Origin of the sequence: Corynebacterium sp. HMSC056F09 (assembly GCF_001815785.1) — a bacterium.
Lineage (GTDB): Bacteria > Actinomycetota > Actinomycetes > Mycobacteriales > Mycobacteriaceae > Corynebacterium > Corynebacterium hiratae.
Genome location: NZ_KV821948.1, coordinates 140,043 through 154,203, shown reverse-complemented (window position 1 = coordinate 154,203; position 14,161 = coordinate 140,043). Strand labels below are relative to the sequence as shown.

Sequence of the window (14,161 nt, the reverse complement as noted above, 5' to 3'; positions counted from 1 at the left end):
GCCTGCGAGTTCGGTGGCGTCGGCTGGGTCGGCGCCGAGCGCGCGGAGCTTTTCGGGTGTGCCAGGTATATGCTCCACCAGCGCAATCCCCGAGTTGCGAAGGCGGATGTAGGTGTCGATATCCCCCATGGGCACGAAGATTAAACCAGCACCCGCAACCCCGCAACCGGAAGAAGAAAAACCCTGCTCGCGAGTAGTTTTGTGAGCAGGGTAGGTGGTATCTAGAGGACCGCGTTGCGCACCTTCGTGAAGTGGACCTTGTATCGCGTATCCACATCCACGTCAGGGAACGCGGCACGGAAGTCTCGGTCGTTGACTTCGATGGCGTCCTTGATTCGCAGCAACGGGGTATCGGGATCTGCCAGGACCTCGTACTGCAGAGTCGGCCGCGAGCGGTCGTAGGCGACGAGCCGCGAGACCTTCTCCACGCCCTCAACCTCAGCGAGGGTATCCGCCACCGCGCCTGCAATAGCGGACATCTCAGTTTTAATCGCGCCCTCCTCATTCGATTGTTCCGAAGAGACCGAGCTAAACCGATGGTGCCGCAGGTTGCTGATCACAAGCCACAGACCGGCTAGGGCGCAGACAATCGTCGCCAAGCCCAGCGCATAGGGCCACCAGCCCTGCTCCGGTAAGCCCGCCCATGTGTCGTGGTCAACCCACGTTGCCAGGTAGGTGGCAAAAGACACGTCGAAGTGAATGAGAATCGGCCACGCGCCCAGAGCAATGAGAAGGACTCCCACAATGGCAAGGATCGTACGGTCCACGCCGGCAAGCGCCTTAGACATTAGCGATCTCCTCCTGTTCATCCTCAAGCACGACGGTGATGTCCGGAGCCGGGGTAATGGCCGCGAGTGCCGCGGTCACTGCCTCAGTTACGCGCTCTTTAAGCTGCGCGTCGTCGGCATCGCCCGTCGCAGTCACCGTTATGCGCGCATGGTCCTTAGAGATCCGCGCCCTACTACGCGCCGCCGTGGTTCCCGGCACCCGACGCGCCGTTGCCGACGCCACCCGCGCAATGTCCACCGCGCGCAACCACATCGACGCATCCTCGGAGCCAATCCGCACGTGCGTCGTCTTCCGCGGCGCACATGCCGCCCACAACAAAATCAGTCCGATGAGGATGGCCGCACCGCCAGCCACCAGCATCCACCCGTGGATCTCCGGGGAGGACATCACATCGATGAACGGCTGCAACCACGACGCAGCGCCCTCATCGGCACCCACGACCCAGGCCTCACGCCCCACGACCACGGCGGCGACGAGCAGGACGACGCCCAGGATGATGGTCCAGCCGCGCGCCGGCGGGGAGGCCTTCGGGCGTTGACCAAAGCCAACGGGCAGGGAGCTCTCACTCATAATGGCCTCCTTCGTTAATAGTGATGGCGCGCAGCGGAGTCGGGCGCGGAACGTCTACCCGGCGTGTGAACTGGGCCGAGGGGCGAATCTCAATCGGGCGCAGCTGGAGCGGCTCGGCGTGCGGGGAGCGCAGCGCTGGTGCCTGTGGAACGTCCACGTGCCGCGGCTGGACCGGGCGGGGAGTAGTGATGCGGCGCAACGCGAATTCCTGGGGCGACGCCACCGAACGAACGTTGACGGGTGCGGGGTCAGCAATAGCACGCAGCGGCCGCGGCGCTGGCGTGCGAATTGGCCGAAGCTCGTCGTAGCGCTGCTCTGAAGGGCCGAAACCTTCCGTGCGAACCGCAACCTCGGATGGCGCGGCAACACCCCGCACCCGCGGTCCCTCCGGTGCCGCCACAGCACGTACCGTAGCCTCGCGTGGGGCCGTAATGTGGCGCACGGGCGCGCCGTTCGCGGTGGTGATGGGCTTTAGGACACGCTCCGGCACAATCGCGGGGATCTGCGCCTGCAGCGGCGCCCGTGTCTCGACCGCCAAGGCAGTCGTGCGTTCGCCTGCCACGGCGCCACCCACGGTGACGTTGACGCGGGTGGTCCGGAAACCGGTGAAATCACGCACGGCCTCACGTATCGCCGTGCGAACGGCTGCCGCAACGTCGGTGACGGGGGAGGGCCAGTAGACGGCAATATCGACGTCGACAGCGACCATCTGCGTATCCGGATCCATCTGCGCCATCACGCGCGGAAAGGCGCGGCCGGCCAGGCCAGCTAGTTTGGCGTCGACAGCCGCGGTTCCCGGCACGCTCGCAATGGCGGCGTTAATAACCTTCTCCATCGCGCGCAGAGAAAAGCGGGTGCGGCCGTGTTTGGCGGTGCTCACTAGCCTCGGCCTCTATCCTGGCCGACCACGCCCTTCCATACCGCAGTGAGGTCGATGCGGCCGTCGAAATGCGCGCCAATCACGCCACCGACTGCGGCGAGCAGCACCGCGAGCGCGACGTACCACACGCCGAGGTAGATGAAAAAGGCCAGAACCAAGCCGGCGATCACGCCGAGGGAGGTGTAATTCTTCATGGTTTTCCTTTAGTTCTGTGTGTCGGTTCCTTTTAGACCGCGTCGTCGAAGACAACGTCCACGCGGCGCACCGCGGGCCAGGTGACGCGGACGGTGGTGCGGGTGGCGTCGCCAAGCTCGGCGAGGGGAACGCCAGCGCTGACATCAACGACGATGTGCAGCTCCAGGTGCGTGTCATCCTGCGGGCTGGGGCGGCGGATGCCGTGCACGCGCTCACCGGGGAAGAGCAGCGCGACCTCCCCGAACCGGCCGGGCGAAAGCTTGGCGACGCCCCTCAGATCCGTCACCGACTCCGCTATGGACGTGGCAATGGGGAGGGTGAGCTCGGCAGAGGTCACGTTATGCCTGGCCCTGGGTAACTGCCGGGGCCGTTTCGGCGGACTCGTCTTCTTCGCGCGGCAGCTTGACGTCGTGGACGACGACGTCGACGCGATCGACAGACAGACCGGTCATGCGCTCGACCGCATTCATGATGTTGCGGCGAATAGCCTCGGCAAGCTCGTGGATGGCCACGCCGTACTCGGCGATGATAGCGATATCAATGGAGGCGGTGCCGTTGTTCACCTCGACGGAAACACCCTGGCGTACGTCCTCGGAAGCACCGAAGGATTCACGGATGGAGCCCATCATGCGGGCGCCACCGCCGCCGAGCGCGGCGACGCCGGAGACCTCGCGGGCGGCGATGCCGGCGATCTTGGACACAACGACATCATCGATGCGGGTGGTGCCAAAATCGGTCTCCAGGTTCTTGTTACGCTCCGGGGCAGGGGCCGGGGTGGCGTCGTTAGCCGGGGCGGTCTGCTCGGCGACGTCCTTGGGGGTGGTGTTTTCAGCCATGATGGATCCCTCTCACTGTGTAGTTGATTTAGGTCTGTATCTACGCCACGAGCTTAACCGCGAACGCGGAACACGGGGCGGCGGAAAGTCAATCCTTGGCCAAAACGTGATGTTACCCACTGTTTCTGCAGGAGTTTGGAAAACGCGAGGTTACGTGCTTAAATACAGGGGTTGCTTTAACACAGCGACGTAGCCGCAGGCTGATGCTTGTAGGGCGTTGTTGCTGGTAAAGCGAACATGACACCTTTGTTGTGGAGTTCTTCTAGGACTACACGCGAAGGTCATCCGATCGGGCTAGGTCCGCGCTTGAGCAGAGACAATCCCGAGAAGATGGACCGGAGAAGGGGCATGGCAAATAAACAGCGGCAGTATATGAATAAGACTTTGGTTGCGGATCTTTAAGATCTAACGCCCCAGTCTTCTTCCTATTTACTTTGACTACGGGTCTTGTACCCCGTCACGAGCACTGCACTCTGGGCTTTTGCCTTAAGTCACTCTCGTGGTCGTCATGACAGTCAGACAACTGGCGTTGAGCCATGGCTTCCAGCCCGGACAACGTTATAGAGAAATCGAGAAGCAATTTCCCACCGCTTCACGCCCCGGATAGGCCGGGAATGTGAAAGTGGGGAAGCGAGGAAGAGGATAAGCGTGGCGGGACAAAAAATCCGCATTCGGCTGAAGGCCTACGACCACGAGGCCATCGACGCTTCTGCTAAGAAGATCGTCGAGACCGTTACCCGTACGGGTGCTCGTGTTGTCGGCCCGGTGCCGCTCCCAACCGAGAAGAACGTATACGCCGTTATTCGTTCTCCGCACAAGTACAAGGACTCTCGCGAGCACTTCGAGATGCGCACTCACAAGCGCCTCATCGACATTCTCGACCCGACCCCGAAGACCGTTGACGCCCTTATGCGCATCGACCTTCCGGCAAGCGTCGACGTGAATATCCAGTAAGCGATCGACACAACGTATTTGGTGGAGAACAAACAATGAGTGAAAACGAGATCAAGGGAATTCTGGGCACCAAGCTCGGCATGACCCAGGTCTTCGACGAGGAGAACCGCGTTGTGCCGGTGACTGTCGTCGAGGCTGGCCCGTGCGTGGTTACCCAGATCCGTACTGTAGAAACCGATGGCTACAACGCCATCCAGATTGCCTTCGGCGAGAAGGACCCGCGCAAGGTCAACAAGCCTGCAACCGGTCACTTCAAGAAGGCTGGCGTGACCCCGCGCCGTTACGTCGCTGAGATCCGCATGGACGATACCTCCGCATACGAGGTCGGCCAGGAGGTCAAGGTGGACATCTTCGAGGGCGTTACCTTCGTTGACGTCACCGGTACCACCAAGGGTCACGGCTACGCTGGCGCCATGAAGCGCCACGGCTTCGCAGGCCAGGGCGCTGCCCACGGTAACCAGGCTGCCCACCGCCGCGTTGGTGGCATTGGTGGCGCTTCGTTCCCGGGCCGCGTCTTCAAGGGTAAGCGCATGGCTGGCCGCATGGGCCAGGACCGCGTGACCACCCAGAACCTGAAGATTCAGAAGATTGATGCCGAGTCCAACCTGCTGCTCATCAAGGGTGCTATCCCGGGTGCGCGCGGTGGCCTCGTCACCGTTAAGACCGCAGTGAAGGGCGGTGCACACGCATGAGCAACCTCAAGCTAGACGTCCAGACCGCTGACGGTAAGACCAACGGCACCGTTGAGTTGCCGGCCGAGCTCTTTGACACCGAGGCATCCATTGCTCTGATGCACCAGGTTGTCAACGCACAGCTCGCTGCCGCTCGTCAGGGTACCCACAAGACCAAGACTCGCGGCGAGGTCCGCGGTGGTGGTCGCAAGCCGTTCCGCCAGAAGGGCACCGGCCGCGCCCGCCAGGGCTCCATCCGTGCGCCGCACTACACCGGCGGTGGCACCGTGCATGGCCCGGTTCCGCGCGACTACTCCCAGCGCACCCCGAAGCGCATGATCAAGGCTGCTCTCTACGGCGCACTGTCTGACCGTGCACGCAACGAGCGCATCCACGTCATCGAGGAGCTCGTCCCGGGCCAGACCCCGTCCACCAAGCAGGCCAAGGCTTTCATCGAGCGCCTCACCGACCGCAAGAATGTTCTTCTGGTCATCGGCCGCGAGGACATCAATGCTCGCCGCAGCGCCAACAACCTGCCGAACGTCCAGATCCTGGATGCCGGCCAGCTGAACACCTACGACGTCCTCTACTCGGACGACGTTGTGTTCTCCGTTGAGGCTCTGCACACCTTCGTCGAGCGCGCTACCGGCGCCGCCGAGGAAGCTAAGGAGGAGAAGTAATGGCTAAGCTCGCTAACCCGCGCGACGTCATCATCGCACCGGTTGTGTCCGAGAAGTCCTACGGCCTGATGGAGCAGAACGTCTACACGTTCTACGTCTCCACGGACTCCAACAAGACCCAGATTAAAGATGCCGTCGAGCAGATCTTCGGCGTGAAGGTTGCTTCCGTGAACACCGTGAACCGTGCAGGCAAGCGTAAGCGCACCCGCACCGGCTTCGGTCAGCGTAAGTCCACCAAGCGCGCCTACGTGACGCTCCGTGAAGGCAGCGACTCCATCGACGTCTTCGGCGCAGGCGCTTAAGCCCCACCGAAGAGCCGAAAGGAAAAGGAAGAATTATGGCTATTCGTAAGTACAAGCCGACAACTCCGGGTCGCCGCGCATCCTCCGTGTCTGAGTTCGAGGAAATCACTCGCTCGACCCCGGAGAAGTCCCTGCTGCGCCCGCTGAGCAAGACTGGTGGTCGTAACAACTACGGCCGCATCCCCACCCGCCACATCGGCGGTGGCCACAAGCGCCGTTACCGTCTCATCGACTTCCGCCGTACCGACAAGGACGGCATCCCTGCAAAGGTCGCTCACATCGAGTACGACCCGAACCGTACCGCTAACATCGCCCTCCTGCACTACGCAGACGGCGAGAAGCGCTACATCATCGCCCCGAAGGGCCTGAAGCAGGGCACCATCGTTGAGGCTGGTCCGAACGCAGATATCAAGGTTGGCAACAACCTGCCGCTGCGCAACATCCCGACCGGTACCACCATCCACGCTGTGGAGCTCAAGCCGGGCGCTGGCGCTAAGCTGGCTCGCTCCGCTGGTGCCTCCATCCAGCTGCTGGGTAAGGAAGGCAAGTACGCCATCCTGCGTATGCCGTCCTCCGAGATTCGTCGCGTCGACATCCGTTGCCGCGCCACCGTCGGTGAGGTTGGCAACGCTGACCAGATGAACATCCGTTGGGGCAAGGCCGGCCGTATGCGTTGGAAGGGCGTCCGCCCGACCGTCCGCGGTGTCGTTATGAACCCGGTCGACCACCCGCACGGTGGTGGTGAGGGTAAGACCTCGGGTGGTCGCCACCCGGTGTCGCCGTGGGGCCACAAGGAGGGCCGCACCCGCAACCCGAACCGTTACTCGAACAACATGATCGTGCGCCGTCGTCGCCCGAACAAGAAGCGCTAAGAGGAGGTAAACAATGCCACGCAGCCTTAAGAAGGGCCCGTTCGTCGATGAGCACCTCCTCAACAAGGTTGATGCTCAGAACGAGGCCGGCACCAAGCAGGTCATCAAGACCTGGTCTCGCCGCTCCACCATCCTGCCCGACTTCATCGGTCACACCTTCGCCGTCCACGACGGTCGTAAGCATGTCCCGGTGTTCGTCGAGGACTCCATGGTTGGTCACAAGCTCGGTGAGTTCGCACCCACCAAGACCTTTAAGGGTCACGTTAAGGACGACAAGAAGGGACGTCGATAAGCGATGAGTGACACCATCACCTCCGCATCCGCAACGGCTCGCTACGTCCGCGTTACCCCGATGAAGGCACGCCGCGTCATCGACCTGGTCCGCGGTAAGTCCGTAGCCGAGGCACTTGCAATCCTGAAGTACGCTCCGCAGGGCGCCGCTGAGCCGGTTGCCAAGGTTGTTGCATCCGCAGCTGCCAACGCTGAGAACAACTTCGGTCTGGATCCGCGCACCCTGGTCATCTCCGAGGCATACGCCAACGAGGGTCCGACCATGCGTCGTTTCCAGCCGCGCGCACAGGGCCGCGCATTCATGATTCGTAAGCGCACCAGCCACATCACCGTGGTTGTCGAGAGCCAGAAGGAAGGGGCCAAGTAATGGGCCAGAAGATCCATCCTCACGGCCTACGTTTGGGCATCACTTCCGACTGGAAGACCCACTGGTACGCCGATAAGGACTACGCAAATTACGTAGCCGAAGACATCAAGATCCGCGAGTACCTGGAGAAGGGCCTCGACCGCGCCGGCATCGCCGACGTCGTCATCGAGCGCACCCGCGACCGCGTCCGCGTGGACATTCACACCGCCCGCCCGGGCATCGTGATTGGCCGCCGCGGTGCTGAGGCTGACCGCATCCGCCGCGAGCTGGAGAAGCTCACCGGCAAGATGGTCGCCCTCAACATCCTCGAGGTCAAGCAGGTCGACGCCAACGCAAACCTGGTTGCACAGTCCATCGCTGAGCAGCTGGTTAACCGCGTGGCTTTCCGCCGCGCAATGCGCAAGGCCATCCAGTCCGCTATGCGCCAGCCGCAGGTTAAGGGTATTAAGATCCTCCTGGCTGGTCGTCTGGGCGGCGCTGAGATGTCCCGCACCGAGCGCTACCACGAGGGTCGCGTTCCGCTGCACACCCTTCGCGCCGAGATCGACTACGGCACCGCAGAGGCCCACACCACCTTCGGCCGCATTGGCATCAAGGTGTGGATCTACAAGGGTGACGTTGTCGGTGGCGTCCGCGAGTCCGAACTGAACGCTCCGGCGCAGGGCCGTGGCCGCGGTGACCGCAACGGTCGTCCGCGTCGTGGTGGCCAGCGTCGCCAGCGCGCACAGCAGAAGCAGGAGGGCTAATCCATGCTGATTCCTAAGCGCGTCAAGTACCGTCGTCAGCACCGCCCGACCCGCTCGGGTGTGTCCAAGGGCGGTAACCGCATCAACTTCGGTGACTACGCCATCCAGGCTCTCGAGCCGGCGTACATCACCAACCGCCAGATTGAGGCCGCACGTATTGCCATCAACCGCCACGTCAAGCGTGGTGGCAAGGTGTGGATCAACATCTTCCCGGACCGTCCGCTGACCCAGAAGCCGCTCGGCGTGCGTATGGGTTCCGGTAAGGGTCCCGTCGAGAAGTGGGTTGCCAACGTTAAGCCGGGCCGCATCCTCTTCGAGATGACCTACCCGAACGAGGCTACCGCCATCGAGGCCCTGCGCCGCGCTGGTCAGAAGCTTCCGTGCAAGGTCCGCATCATCAAGAAGGAGGACCAGTTCTAATGGCTAACGGTACCCCCGCCCACGAGTTCCGCGAGCTCGACAATGCTGAGCTGGAGAACCGCCTGAAGGACGCGAAGGAAGAGCTCTTCAACCTTCGTTTCCAGAAGGCCACCGGCCAGCTGACCAACAACCGCCGCATCGGCACGGTTAAGCGCGACATTGCCCGCATCTACACCGTTCTGCGCGAGCGCGAGCTGGGCCTGTCCGTTGCTCCGGGAGCTGAGGCTTAATCATGAGTGAGGCAAACGTGAACACTAAGAAGGAAAAGGGCGCTCGCAAGACCCGCACCGGCATCGTTGTCTCCGACAAGATGAATAAGACCATCGTTGTCGAGCTCGAGGACCGCAAGCAGCACGCCCTCTACGGCAAGATCATGCGCACTAACAAGAAGGTTAAGGCGCACGACGAGAACGAGACCGCCGGCATCGGCGACCGCGTTCTCATCGCCGAGACTCGCCCGCTGTCCAAGGACAAGCACTTCCGTCTCGTCGAGATCGTGGAGAAGGCTAAGTAATATCTAGCCCTCTTCTACGTGAATAGCCCCCACGGTTATCGTGGGGGCTATTTTTGATCCTGCACGGCGCTCTTCTCCGAGACCAGATCCTCTAGCGCGCGCCGCGGTATGTGAGCGCAATGGCAAGGCAAAACGCGCTGAGCACCGCGCCGACCGCGAGAAGGAACGTGCCGATGCGGTAGGGCGTAGTGCTGGTCACGTCGATGGTGTTAAAGATCTGAACCCAGACCAACCAGCCTGCGATGAGCGTGCCCGCCCCGAGGGCGGTGAGCGCGCGCAGGCCGCGGGTGGGGCGTTGGGTGGGGGAGAAGGCGTGGTAGGAGGCGTCGATAAGCGCTAGCACGGCAAGGATGACCGATGTCCAGGCCGCGACGGGCACCGGGAGCAGGGCCGAGGTGCCGAAGAATACCGGCAGGAGGAAACATATCGCGACGAGAACGAGGAGAACCGCGTTCAACACCGCCGCGCGCAGGGGATAGTTCACAGCCGCGCCTCTACTTCGGTGCGTGTGGGCGGCTGGGCGCCGGTGCGTGAGACCGTGATCGCTGCGGCAGTCGCCGCAAACTGCAGGATCTCGCGCCATTCTTCGGCGCTGAGCTCGGCTGCATTCCCGTCTCGTTCCGCCAGAAGAGTCAGGAGTGCAGCCATCACCGTGTCGCCCGCGCCGATGGTGTCCGCCACCTCGACGTTCACCGGCGGGACCTCCAACGACACCGACGCCGTGCGTACGCTCAGCCCGTCCGCCCCACGCGTGGTGACCACCACCGGTACCTGCTCCAGTGCCCCAGCCCCAAGGAAATCAACCTCTTCTTCACTGAGCTTCAGCAGCGTGACGTGGGGAAGCAGACTCAGCAGGAACTCGCGGTGCTCCGTAGTGGCGAAGAAGGGCCGGATATTCGGGTCCAGCGCCACCTTCGTGCCGCGCGCAGCTAAGTCCTGGAGAAGCGCGGCATAACGCGAGGCGCCCGGCTCCAGCGCTAGGGAGACGGTGCCGAAGCAGGCCCAGGGGACGTCGGCAAGCGCGGGCTCTACCAGGCGGTCGGCAGTACCCTCCGTGTAAAAGGAATAGGTGGCCGAGCCGTCGTCGGCGATGTTGCACACCGCCAGCGTGGTGGGTTCATCGCCGCGCTGCACAAGGGAGGTGTCCACGCTCTCCTCGGTGAGACGCTCCACCAGCGCACAGCCGAATGCGTCCTTTGATAGGCGGGACTGAAAGCCCACGTCAGCGCCTAATCGCCCGGCTGCCACCGCCACGTTGAAGGGGCCGCCACCCAACGCCGGTTGGAGGTCGGCCAGCTGCCCGCGGCCACGCGGCACAAGATCGACAAGGCCTTCGCCACACACCATAATGTCCATAGAGCCCATACTATCGAGGGCATGAACTACCGTCCGCTTTTTCATCTCTCCCCGCCCTCCGGCCGCTTGAATGACCCGAACGGAATCTTCCTTGATGGCGATACTCTGCACGTCTACTACCAGCACGACCCGTGCTTCCCACACGCTAAGAAACAAACGGGGTGGGGGCACGCCGTAGCATCGCTGAGCGCCGCGCAACCGTGGCGGCACTACCCGGACGCGCTGTATCCCATCCGTGAGCATGACGCCCACGGCTGCTACTCGGGCGGCGCAGTGGTCGACGGCGAGGACGTCTGGCTGTTCTATACCGGCAACCTTAAGCGCGATGGCGTACGGATTCCCTCGCAGAACCGCGTGCGCGTGGTGGACCCCTCCGGCCCGGCAGGTGGTTTCTACGAACATGACCCGGCGAACCCGCTCATCAATGGGGCCGCGGAGGGGTTCACGGGGCACTACCGGGATCCCCAGATCACCCGTGATGATGCGGGCTGGCGCATGGTGCTCGGCGCGCAAGCGGAGGATGAAACGGGGCACGTGGTGCTCTACCGCTCCACGGACTTGGCACAGTGGTCCTTAGAAGGCGCCCTCACCTTTGATACCTCGAGTGCTCAGCCGGGCCTGAGTCCGGACCTCGTGCCGGGTGGTTACATGTGGGAGTGCCCCAACCTGCTCAGGCTCCAGGATCGCGCGACGGGGGAGGACAAGGATGTCTTGGTCATCTGCCCGCAAGGTCTTGAGCCGGTGCTTGCCGACGACACCACGCACTACGCTTCCTCCGACCAGTGCGGCTACCTCGTGGGCCGGCTCGATGGCACGGTCTTCCACGTGGAGCGTGGTTTTAGTGAGTTGGACTATGGCCACCAGTTCTACGCGCCACAGCTGGTGGAGAAGGACGGCGAGGCCATCATGCTGGGGTGGATGGGGTTGCCGACGCAGGATGACACCCCGACCGTGGAAGAAGGGTGGGTCCACACGCTCACTCTGCCGCGGCGCGTGTGGTTGGAGGATGGCTGGCTGCGCCAAGCTCCAGTCTGGGAGCTGCCGGAGAACGACTCGGTTGCAATGCTTCAGGCAGGCGAAGGCACGTACGCGCTTGTCGACGACTCCGGGGCCGAAGCCTTCCGCGTCACCTACGGCGGGGGAGAACTCCGCTTGGCTTGCGGCGGTGATGAGCGCGTCGTGCCGTGTCCGGCTGGTTCCCTGGAACTCATCGCGGATGGCTGCGCGGTGGAGGTCTTTGCGGGCGATGGGCGGATTGCGGGGGCGTCGGCAGTCTTTGGTGCCAGCGGCGCTCGCTGGCACGGTTGGGAAGCCCGTTAGGGTGTGAATCTTCCTATATTTATGTCCGAATGCTTGGCTTTCTGTGGGGTGGCGTGTCTAATGGAAGGTGACACTACATAATTCATCTCACTCTTCTAGGAGGCACGGCGGCATGGAACACTCACAAGTCGCGGAGCGAATCCTGAAAGCCATCGGCGGCGAAGACAACATCGTGGCGCTCGCGCACTGCGCCACCCGCCTGCGCATGGTGCTCAAAGATAGCAAGAAGGTCGACAAGGCTGCGCTGGAAAACGATCCGGACCTCAAGGGCATCTTTGAGGCCGGCGGCATGTTCCAGGTCATCGTTGGCCCGGGCGATGTCAACATCGTCTTCGACCAGCTCAACAAGATAACCACCCAGGACATCGCGGTCTCCACGGACAAGCTCAAGGACATTGCCGCCGATTCCGGCAACTGGTTCTCCCGCGCGGTGAAGGTCCTCGCGGATATCTTCGTGCCGCTCATCCCGATTCTGGTCGGTGGCGGTCTGCTCATGGCGCTCAATAACGTGCTCACCGTCAACGGCCTTTTTGGCGAGCAGTCAGTTATTGAGATGTTCCCGGCTATGGCTGATGTCGCCGGGCTTATCAACCTTTTGGCCTCCGCGCCGTTTGCGTTCTTGCCTATTTTGGTGGGCTTTACCGCCACCAAGCGTTTTGGCGGCAACGAGTTCCTCGGCGCCGGCATGGCTATGGCGATGGTGATGCCGGACCTGGTTAATGGCTACCAGGTAGCCGCGACCATCGAAGCGGGGGAGATGACCTATTGGAACATCTTCGGTCTTGACGTCGCCCAGGCGGGTTACCAAGGTTCCATCCTGCCTATCCTGGTCATCGCCTGGATTCTTGCCACGATTGAGAAGTTCCTGCACAAGCACCTCAAGGGCACGGTGGACTTCCTGCTTACCCCGCTGCTGACGTTGTTGGTCACGGGCTTTATCACCTTCATTGCGGTGGGTCCGGTGCTGCGCACCGCTGGCGACATGCTGGGTGCTGGCCTGAATGACCTCTACACGTTCGCCGGCCCGGTGGGCGGCTTCATCTTTGGTCTGTTCTACTCGCCGATTGTCATCACGGGTCTGCACCAGTCCTTCCCGCCGATCGAGACCATGCTGTGGAACGAAGGCGGCTCCTTCATCTTCGCGGTGGCTTCCGTGGCCAACATTGCCCAGGGTGGTGTGGCCCTGGCGGTCTACTTCCTGGCCCGCTCTGAGAAGCTCAAGGGCCTGTCCGGTGCTTCGGGTGTGTCCGCGCTCTTCGGCATCACCGAGCCCGCCATCTTCGGTGTGAACCTGCGCTTGCGCTGGCCGTTCTACATCGGCATGGGTGCGTCCGCGATTGCAGCGACACTCATTGCGCTTTTCGACGTCAAAGCCACCGCCCTCGGCGCCGCCGGCTTCATCGGCTTCGTGTCCATGCGCCCCGAGGACTACACGCAGTTCTTCATCTGCGCCGTTACCTCTTTGATCCTGTCCTTCGGCGTGGCCTTTGCTTATGGCCGCTACCTGATTGCCAAGAACGGTTCCATCGATCCTGATGAGACCGGTGCTGCTACCGGTGCCGGCGGCGCGGTACCTGCTGCCACCGCTGACCCGAACGCCTATCGCGTGGCCTCCCCGCTGGCTGGTACTGCTATCGCTTTGGAGTCGGTCTCGGATCCGATGTTCGCGGCGGGCAAGCTGGGCGCTGGCGCGGCCGTCGAGCCCTCCGAGGGGCGTCTGGTCTCCCCGATCGACGGCAAGGTCACCGTCACCTTCCCCTCCAAACACGCGTATGCCGTGCGCGGCAAGGACGCCGACGGCAACAACGTGGACATCCTCATGCACATCGGCTTCGATACCGTGAACCTGAAGGGCGAACACTTCACCTCGCACGTCTCCAAGGGCGATGAGGTGAAAGCCGGCGACCTCCTCTGCGAGTTCGACATTGATGCGATCAAGGCCGCCGACTACCCGGTGACCACGCCGGTCGTCGTGTCTAACTCGAAGAAGACGGGTCCGGTCCTCCCGGCCTACCACCCCGGAGAGGGCATCTCCGTCGGCGATGCGCTTTTGACGGTGGACCCGAAGCCGGAACCGGCTGATGCTGCAACTGCTGCATCAACCTCGAAGGCCTAGGGGTGCTTCAGTGGACAAGGCCTAGGGGCCCGTCCGCCGCTTCCATAAGTGCAGACCTGGAAGTGCAGACACGCTGGTCGTCGCCAAGCACTGCGCGTGCGCTTCACGACGCCACCAGCGTGCTGCACTTTGAGGTCTGCACATTTGGGTTTGAGGGGATGAGAAGTGTCGTAGGTCGGGGAAGTGGTGCAGCGCGCGATTTGGGGAAACAGCGGCGAGCATGCTTGAATGTATGGGTTGCATATGGCCGGTCGGTGCAGCGCGATGCGTTTCCGAATCGCC

At 62.7% G+C, this 14,161-nt stretch carries 21 protein-coding genes; 13 read left to right on the top strand and 8 right to left on the bottom strand.

Translation table 11 applies throughout. From position 1 onward, the window contains the following. Nucleotides 1–221 precede the first annotated feature (221 nt). From HMPREF3056_RS09710 to HMPREF3056_RS09685, 6 genes are read right to left on the bottom strand one after another with little or no spacing between them, the layout of a single operon-like run. Nucleotides 222–788: an Asp23/Gls24 family envelope stress response protein gene (locus HMPREF3056_RS09710; protein WP_070680607.1), complete on the bottom strand. Its 567-nt coding sequence runs from the start codon at nt 786–788 to the stop codon at nt 222–224. After that, complete coding sequence (locus HMPREF3056_RS09705) at nt 781–1,359, bottom strand: DUF6286 domain-containing protein (RefSeq protein ID WP_070754657.1); 579 nt, start codon at nt 1,357–1,359, stop codon at nt 781–783. The genes HMPREF3056_RS09710 and HMPREF3056_RS09705 overlap by 8 nt, the downstream gene beginning before the upstream one ends. Next, complete coding sequence (locus tag HMPREF3056_RS09700) at nt 1,352–2,239, bottom strand: Asp23/Gls24 family envelope stress response protein (protein ID WP_246822506.1); 888 nt, start codon at nt 2,237–2,239, stop codon at nt 1,352–1,354. Before HMPREF3056_RS09700 ends, HMPREF3056_RS09705 begins: the two co-directional genes overlap by 8 nt. Next, nucleotides 2,239–2,433 carry a hypothetical protein gene (locus HMPREF3056_RS09695; protein ID WP_010189668.1) on the bottom strand — a complete coding sequence of 65 codons (195 nt, stop codon included), beginning with the start codon at nt 2,431–2,433 and terminating at the stop codon, nt 2,239–2,241. The genes HMPREF3056_RS09700 and HMPREF3056_RS09695 overlap by 1 nt, the downstream gene beginning before the upstream one ends. A gap of 32 nt (nt 2,434–2,465) precedes the next feature. Beyond that, complete coding sequence (locus tag HMPREF3056_RS09690; protein ID WP_070754656.1) at nt 2,466–2,771, bottom strand: hypothetical protein; 306 nt, start codon at nt 2,769–2,771, stop codon at nt 2,466–2,468. Between the two features lies 1 nt (nt 2,772). Beyond that, nucleotides 2,773–3,270 (bottom strand): Asp23/Gls24 family envelope stress response protein, encoded by a 498-nt coding sequence (locus tag HMPREF3056_RS09685; protein ID WP_046648480.1) that lies wholly within the window; start codon nt 3,268–3,270, stop codon nt 2,773–2,775. Nucleotides 3,271–3,918: 648 nt separating this feature from the next. Here HMPREF3056_RS09685 and rpsJ point away from each other — a divergent pair. From rpsJ to rpsQ, 11 genes are read left to right on the top strand one after another with little or no spacing between them, the layout of a single operon-like run. Then, complete coding sequence (rpsJ, locus tag HMPREF3056_RS09680) at nt 3,919–4,224, top strand: 30S ribosomal protein S10 (protein ID WP_003848085.1); 306 nt, start codon at nt 3,919–3,921, stop codon at nt 4,222–4,224. A 35-nt stretch (nt 4,225–4,259) separates the two neighbouring features. Beyond that, the gene (gene rplC, locus HMPREF3056_RS09675) at nt 4,260–4,916 is read left to right on the top strand and encodes a 50S ribosomal protein L3 (RefSeq protein WP_046648479.1); all 657 of its coding nucleotides are present in this window, start codon (nt 4,260–4,262) and stop codon (nt 4,914–4,916) included. Continuing rightward, nucleotides 4,913–5,575 (top strand): 50S ribosomal protein L4, encoded by a 663-nt coding sequence (gene rplD, locus HMPREF3056_RS09670; RefSeq protein WP_010189650.1) that lies wholly within the window; start codon nt 4,913–4,915, stop codon nt 5,573–5,575. The genes rplC and rplD overlap by 4 nt, the downstream gene beginning before the upstream one ends. Next, complete coding sequence (rplW, locus tag HMPREF3056_RS09665) at nt 5,575–5,877, top strand: 50S ribosomal protein L23 (protein WP_046648478.1); 303 nt, start codon at nt 5,575–5,577, stop codon at nt 5,875–5,877. Before rplD ends, rplW begins: the two co-directional genes overlap by 1 nt. 35 nt (nt 5,878–5,912) lie before the next feature. Next, nucleotides 5,913–6,749 carry a 50S ribosomal protein L2 gene (gene rplB, locus HMPREF3056_RS09660; RefSeq protein ID WP_070754655.1) on the top strand — a complete coding sequence of 279 codons (837 nt, stop codon included), beginning with the start codon at nt 5,913–5,915 and terminating at the stop codon, nt 6,747–6,749. A gap of 13 nt (nt 6,750–6,762) precedes the next feature. Then, nucleotides 6,763–7,041 carry a 30S ribosomal protein S19 gene (rpsS, locus tag HMPREF3056_RS09655; protein WP_010189646.1) on the top strand — a complete coding sequence of 93 codons (279 nt, stop codon included), beginning with the start codon at nt 6,763–6,765 and terminating at the stop codon, nt 7,039–7,041. 3 nt (nt 7,042–7,044) lie between these two features. Then, entirely contained in the window at nt 7,045–7,407 is a 363-nt protein-coding gene (rplV, locus tag HMPREF3056_RS09650; RefSeq protein ID WP_010189645.1) for a 50S ribosomal protein L22, read from the top strand. Next, nucleotides 7,407–8,153 (top strand): 30S ribosomal protein S3, encoded by a 747-nt coding sequence (rpsC, locus tag HMPREF3056_RS09645; protein ID WP_049157353.1) that lies wholly within the window; start codon nt 7,407–7,409, stop codon nt 8,151–8,153. The genes rplV and rpsC overlap by 1 nt, the downstream gene beginning before the upstream one ends. Nucleotides 8,154–8,156: 3 nt before the next feature. Then, nucleotides 8,157–8,573 carry a 50S ribosomal protein L16 gene (rplP, locus tag HMPREF3056_RS09640; protein ID WP_010189643.1) on the top strand — a complete coding sequence of 139 codons (417 nt, stop codon included), beginning with the start codon at nt 8,157–8,159 and terminating at the stop codon, nt 8,571–8,573. Continuing rightward, entirely contained in the window at nt 8,573–8,803 is a 231-nt protein-coding gene (rpmC, locus tag HMPREF3056_RS09635) for a 50S ribosomal protein L29 (protein ID WP_046648476.1), read from the top strand. Before rplP ends, rpmC begins: the two co-directional genes overlap by 1 nt. Nucleotides 8,804–8,805: 2 nt before the next feature. Beyond that, nucleotides 8,806–9,087: a 30S ribosomal protein S17 gene (gene rpsQ, locus HMPREF3056_RS09630; RefSeq protein ID WP_010189641.1), complete on the top strand. Its 282-nt coding sequence runs from the start codon at nt 8,806–8,808 to the stop codon at nt 9,085–9,087. Between the two features lie 91 nt (nt 9,088–9,178). On the opposite strand, the gene HMPREF3056_RS09625 is transcribed toward rpsQ, so the two are convergent. Both HMPREF3056_RS09625 and HMPREF3056_RS09620 read right to left on the bottom strand, forming a co-directional pair. Next, nucleotides 9,179–9,571, bottom strand: coding sequence for a hypothetical protein (locus HMPREF3056_RS09625; RefSeq protein ID WP_070754654.1), 393 nt, complete (start codon nt 9,569–9,571; stop codon nt 9,179–9,181). Further along, the gene (locus tag HMPREF3056_RS09620) at nt 9,568–10,443 is read right to left on the bottom strand and encodes a carbohydrate kinase family protein (RefSeq protein ID WP_070754667.1); all 876 of its coding nucleotides are present in this window, start codon (nt 10,441–10,443) and stop codon (nt 9,568–9,570) included. The genes HMPREF3056_RS09625 and HMPREF3056_RS09620 overlap by 4 nt, the downstream gene beginning before the upstream one ends. Nucleotides 10,444–10,464: 21 nt before the next feature. On the opposite strand from HMPREF3056_RS09620, the gene HMPREF3056_RS09615 reads away from it, so the two are divergent. Then, nucleotides 10,465–11,763, top strand: coding sequence for a glycoside hydrolase family 32 protein (locus tag HMPREF3056_RS09615; RefSeq protein ID WP_070754653.1), 1,299 nt, complete (start codon nt 10,465–10,467; stop codon nt 11,761–11,763). A 112-nt stretch (nt 11,764–11,875) separates the two neighbouring features. After that, complete coding sequence (locus HMPREF3056_RS09610) at nt 11,876–13,879, top strand: sucrose-specific PTS transporter subunit IIBC (RefSeq protein WP_070754652.1); 2,004 nt, start codon at nt 11,876–11,878, stop codon at nt 13,877–13,879. Nucleotides 13,880–14,161 lie beyond the last annotated feature (282 nt).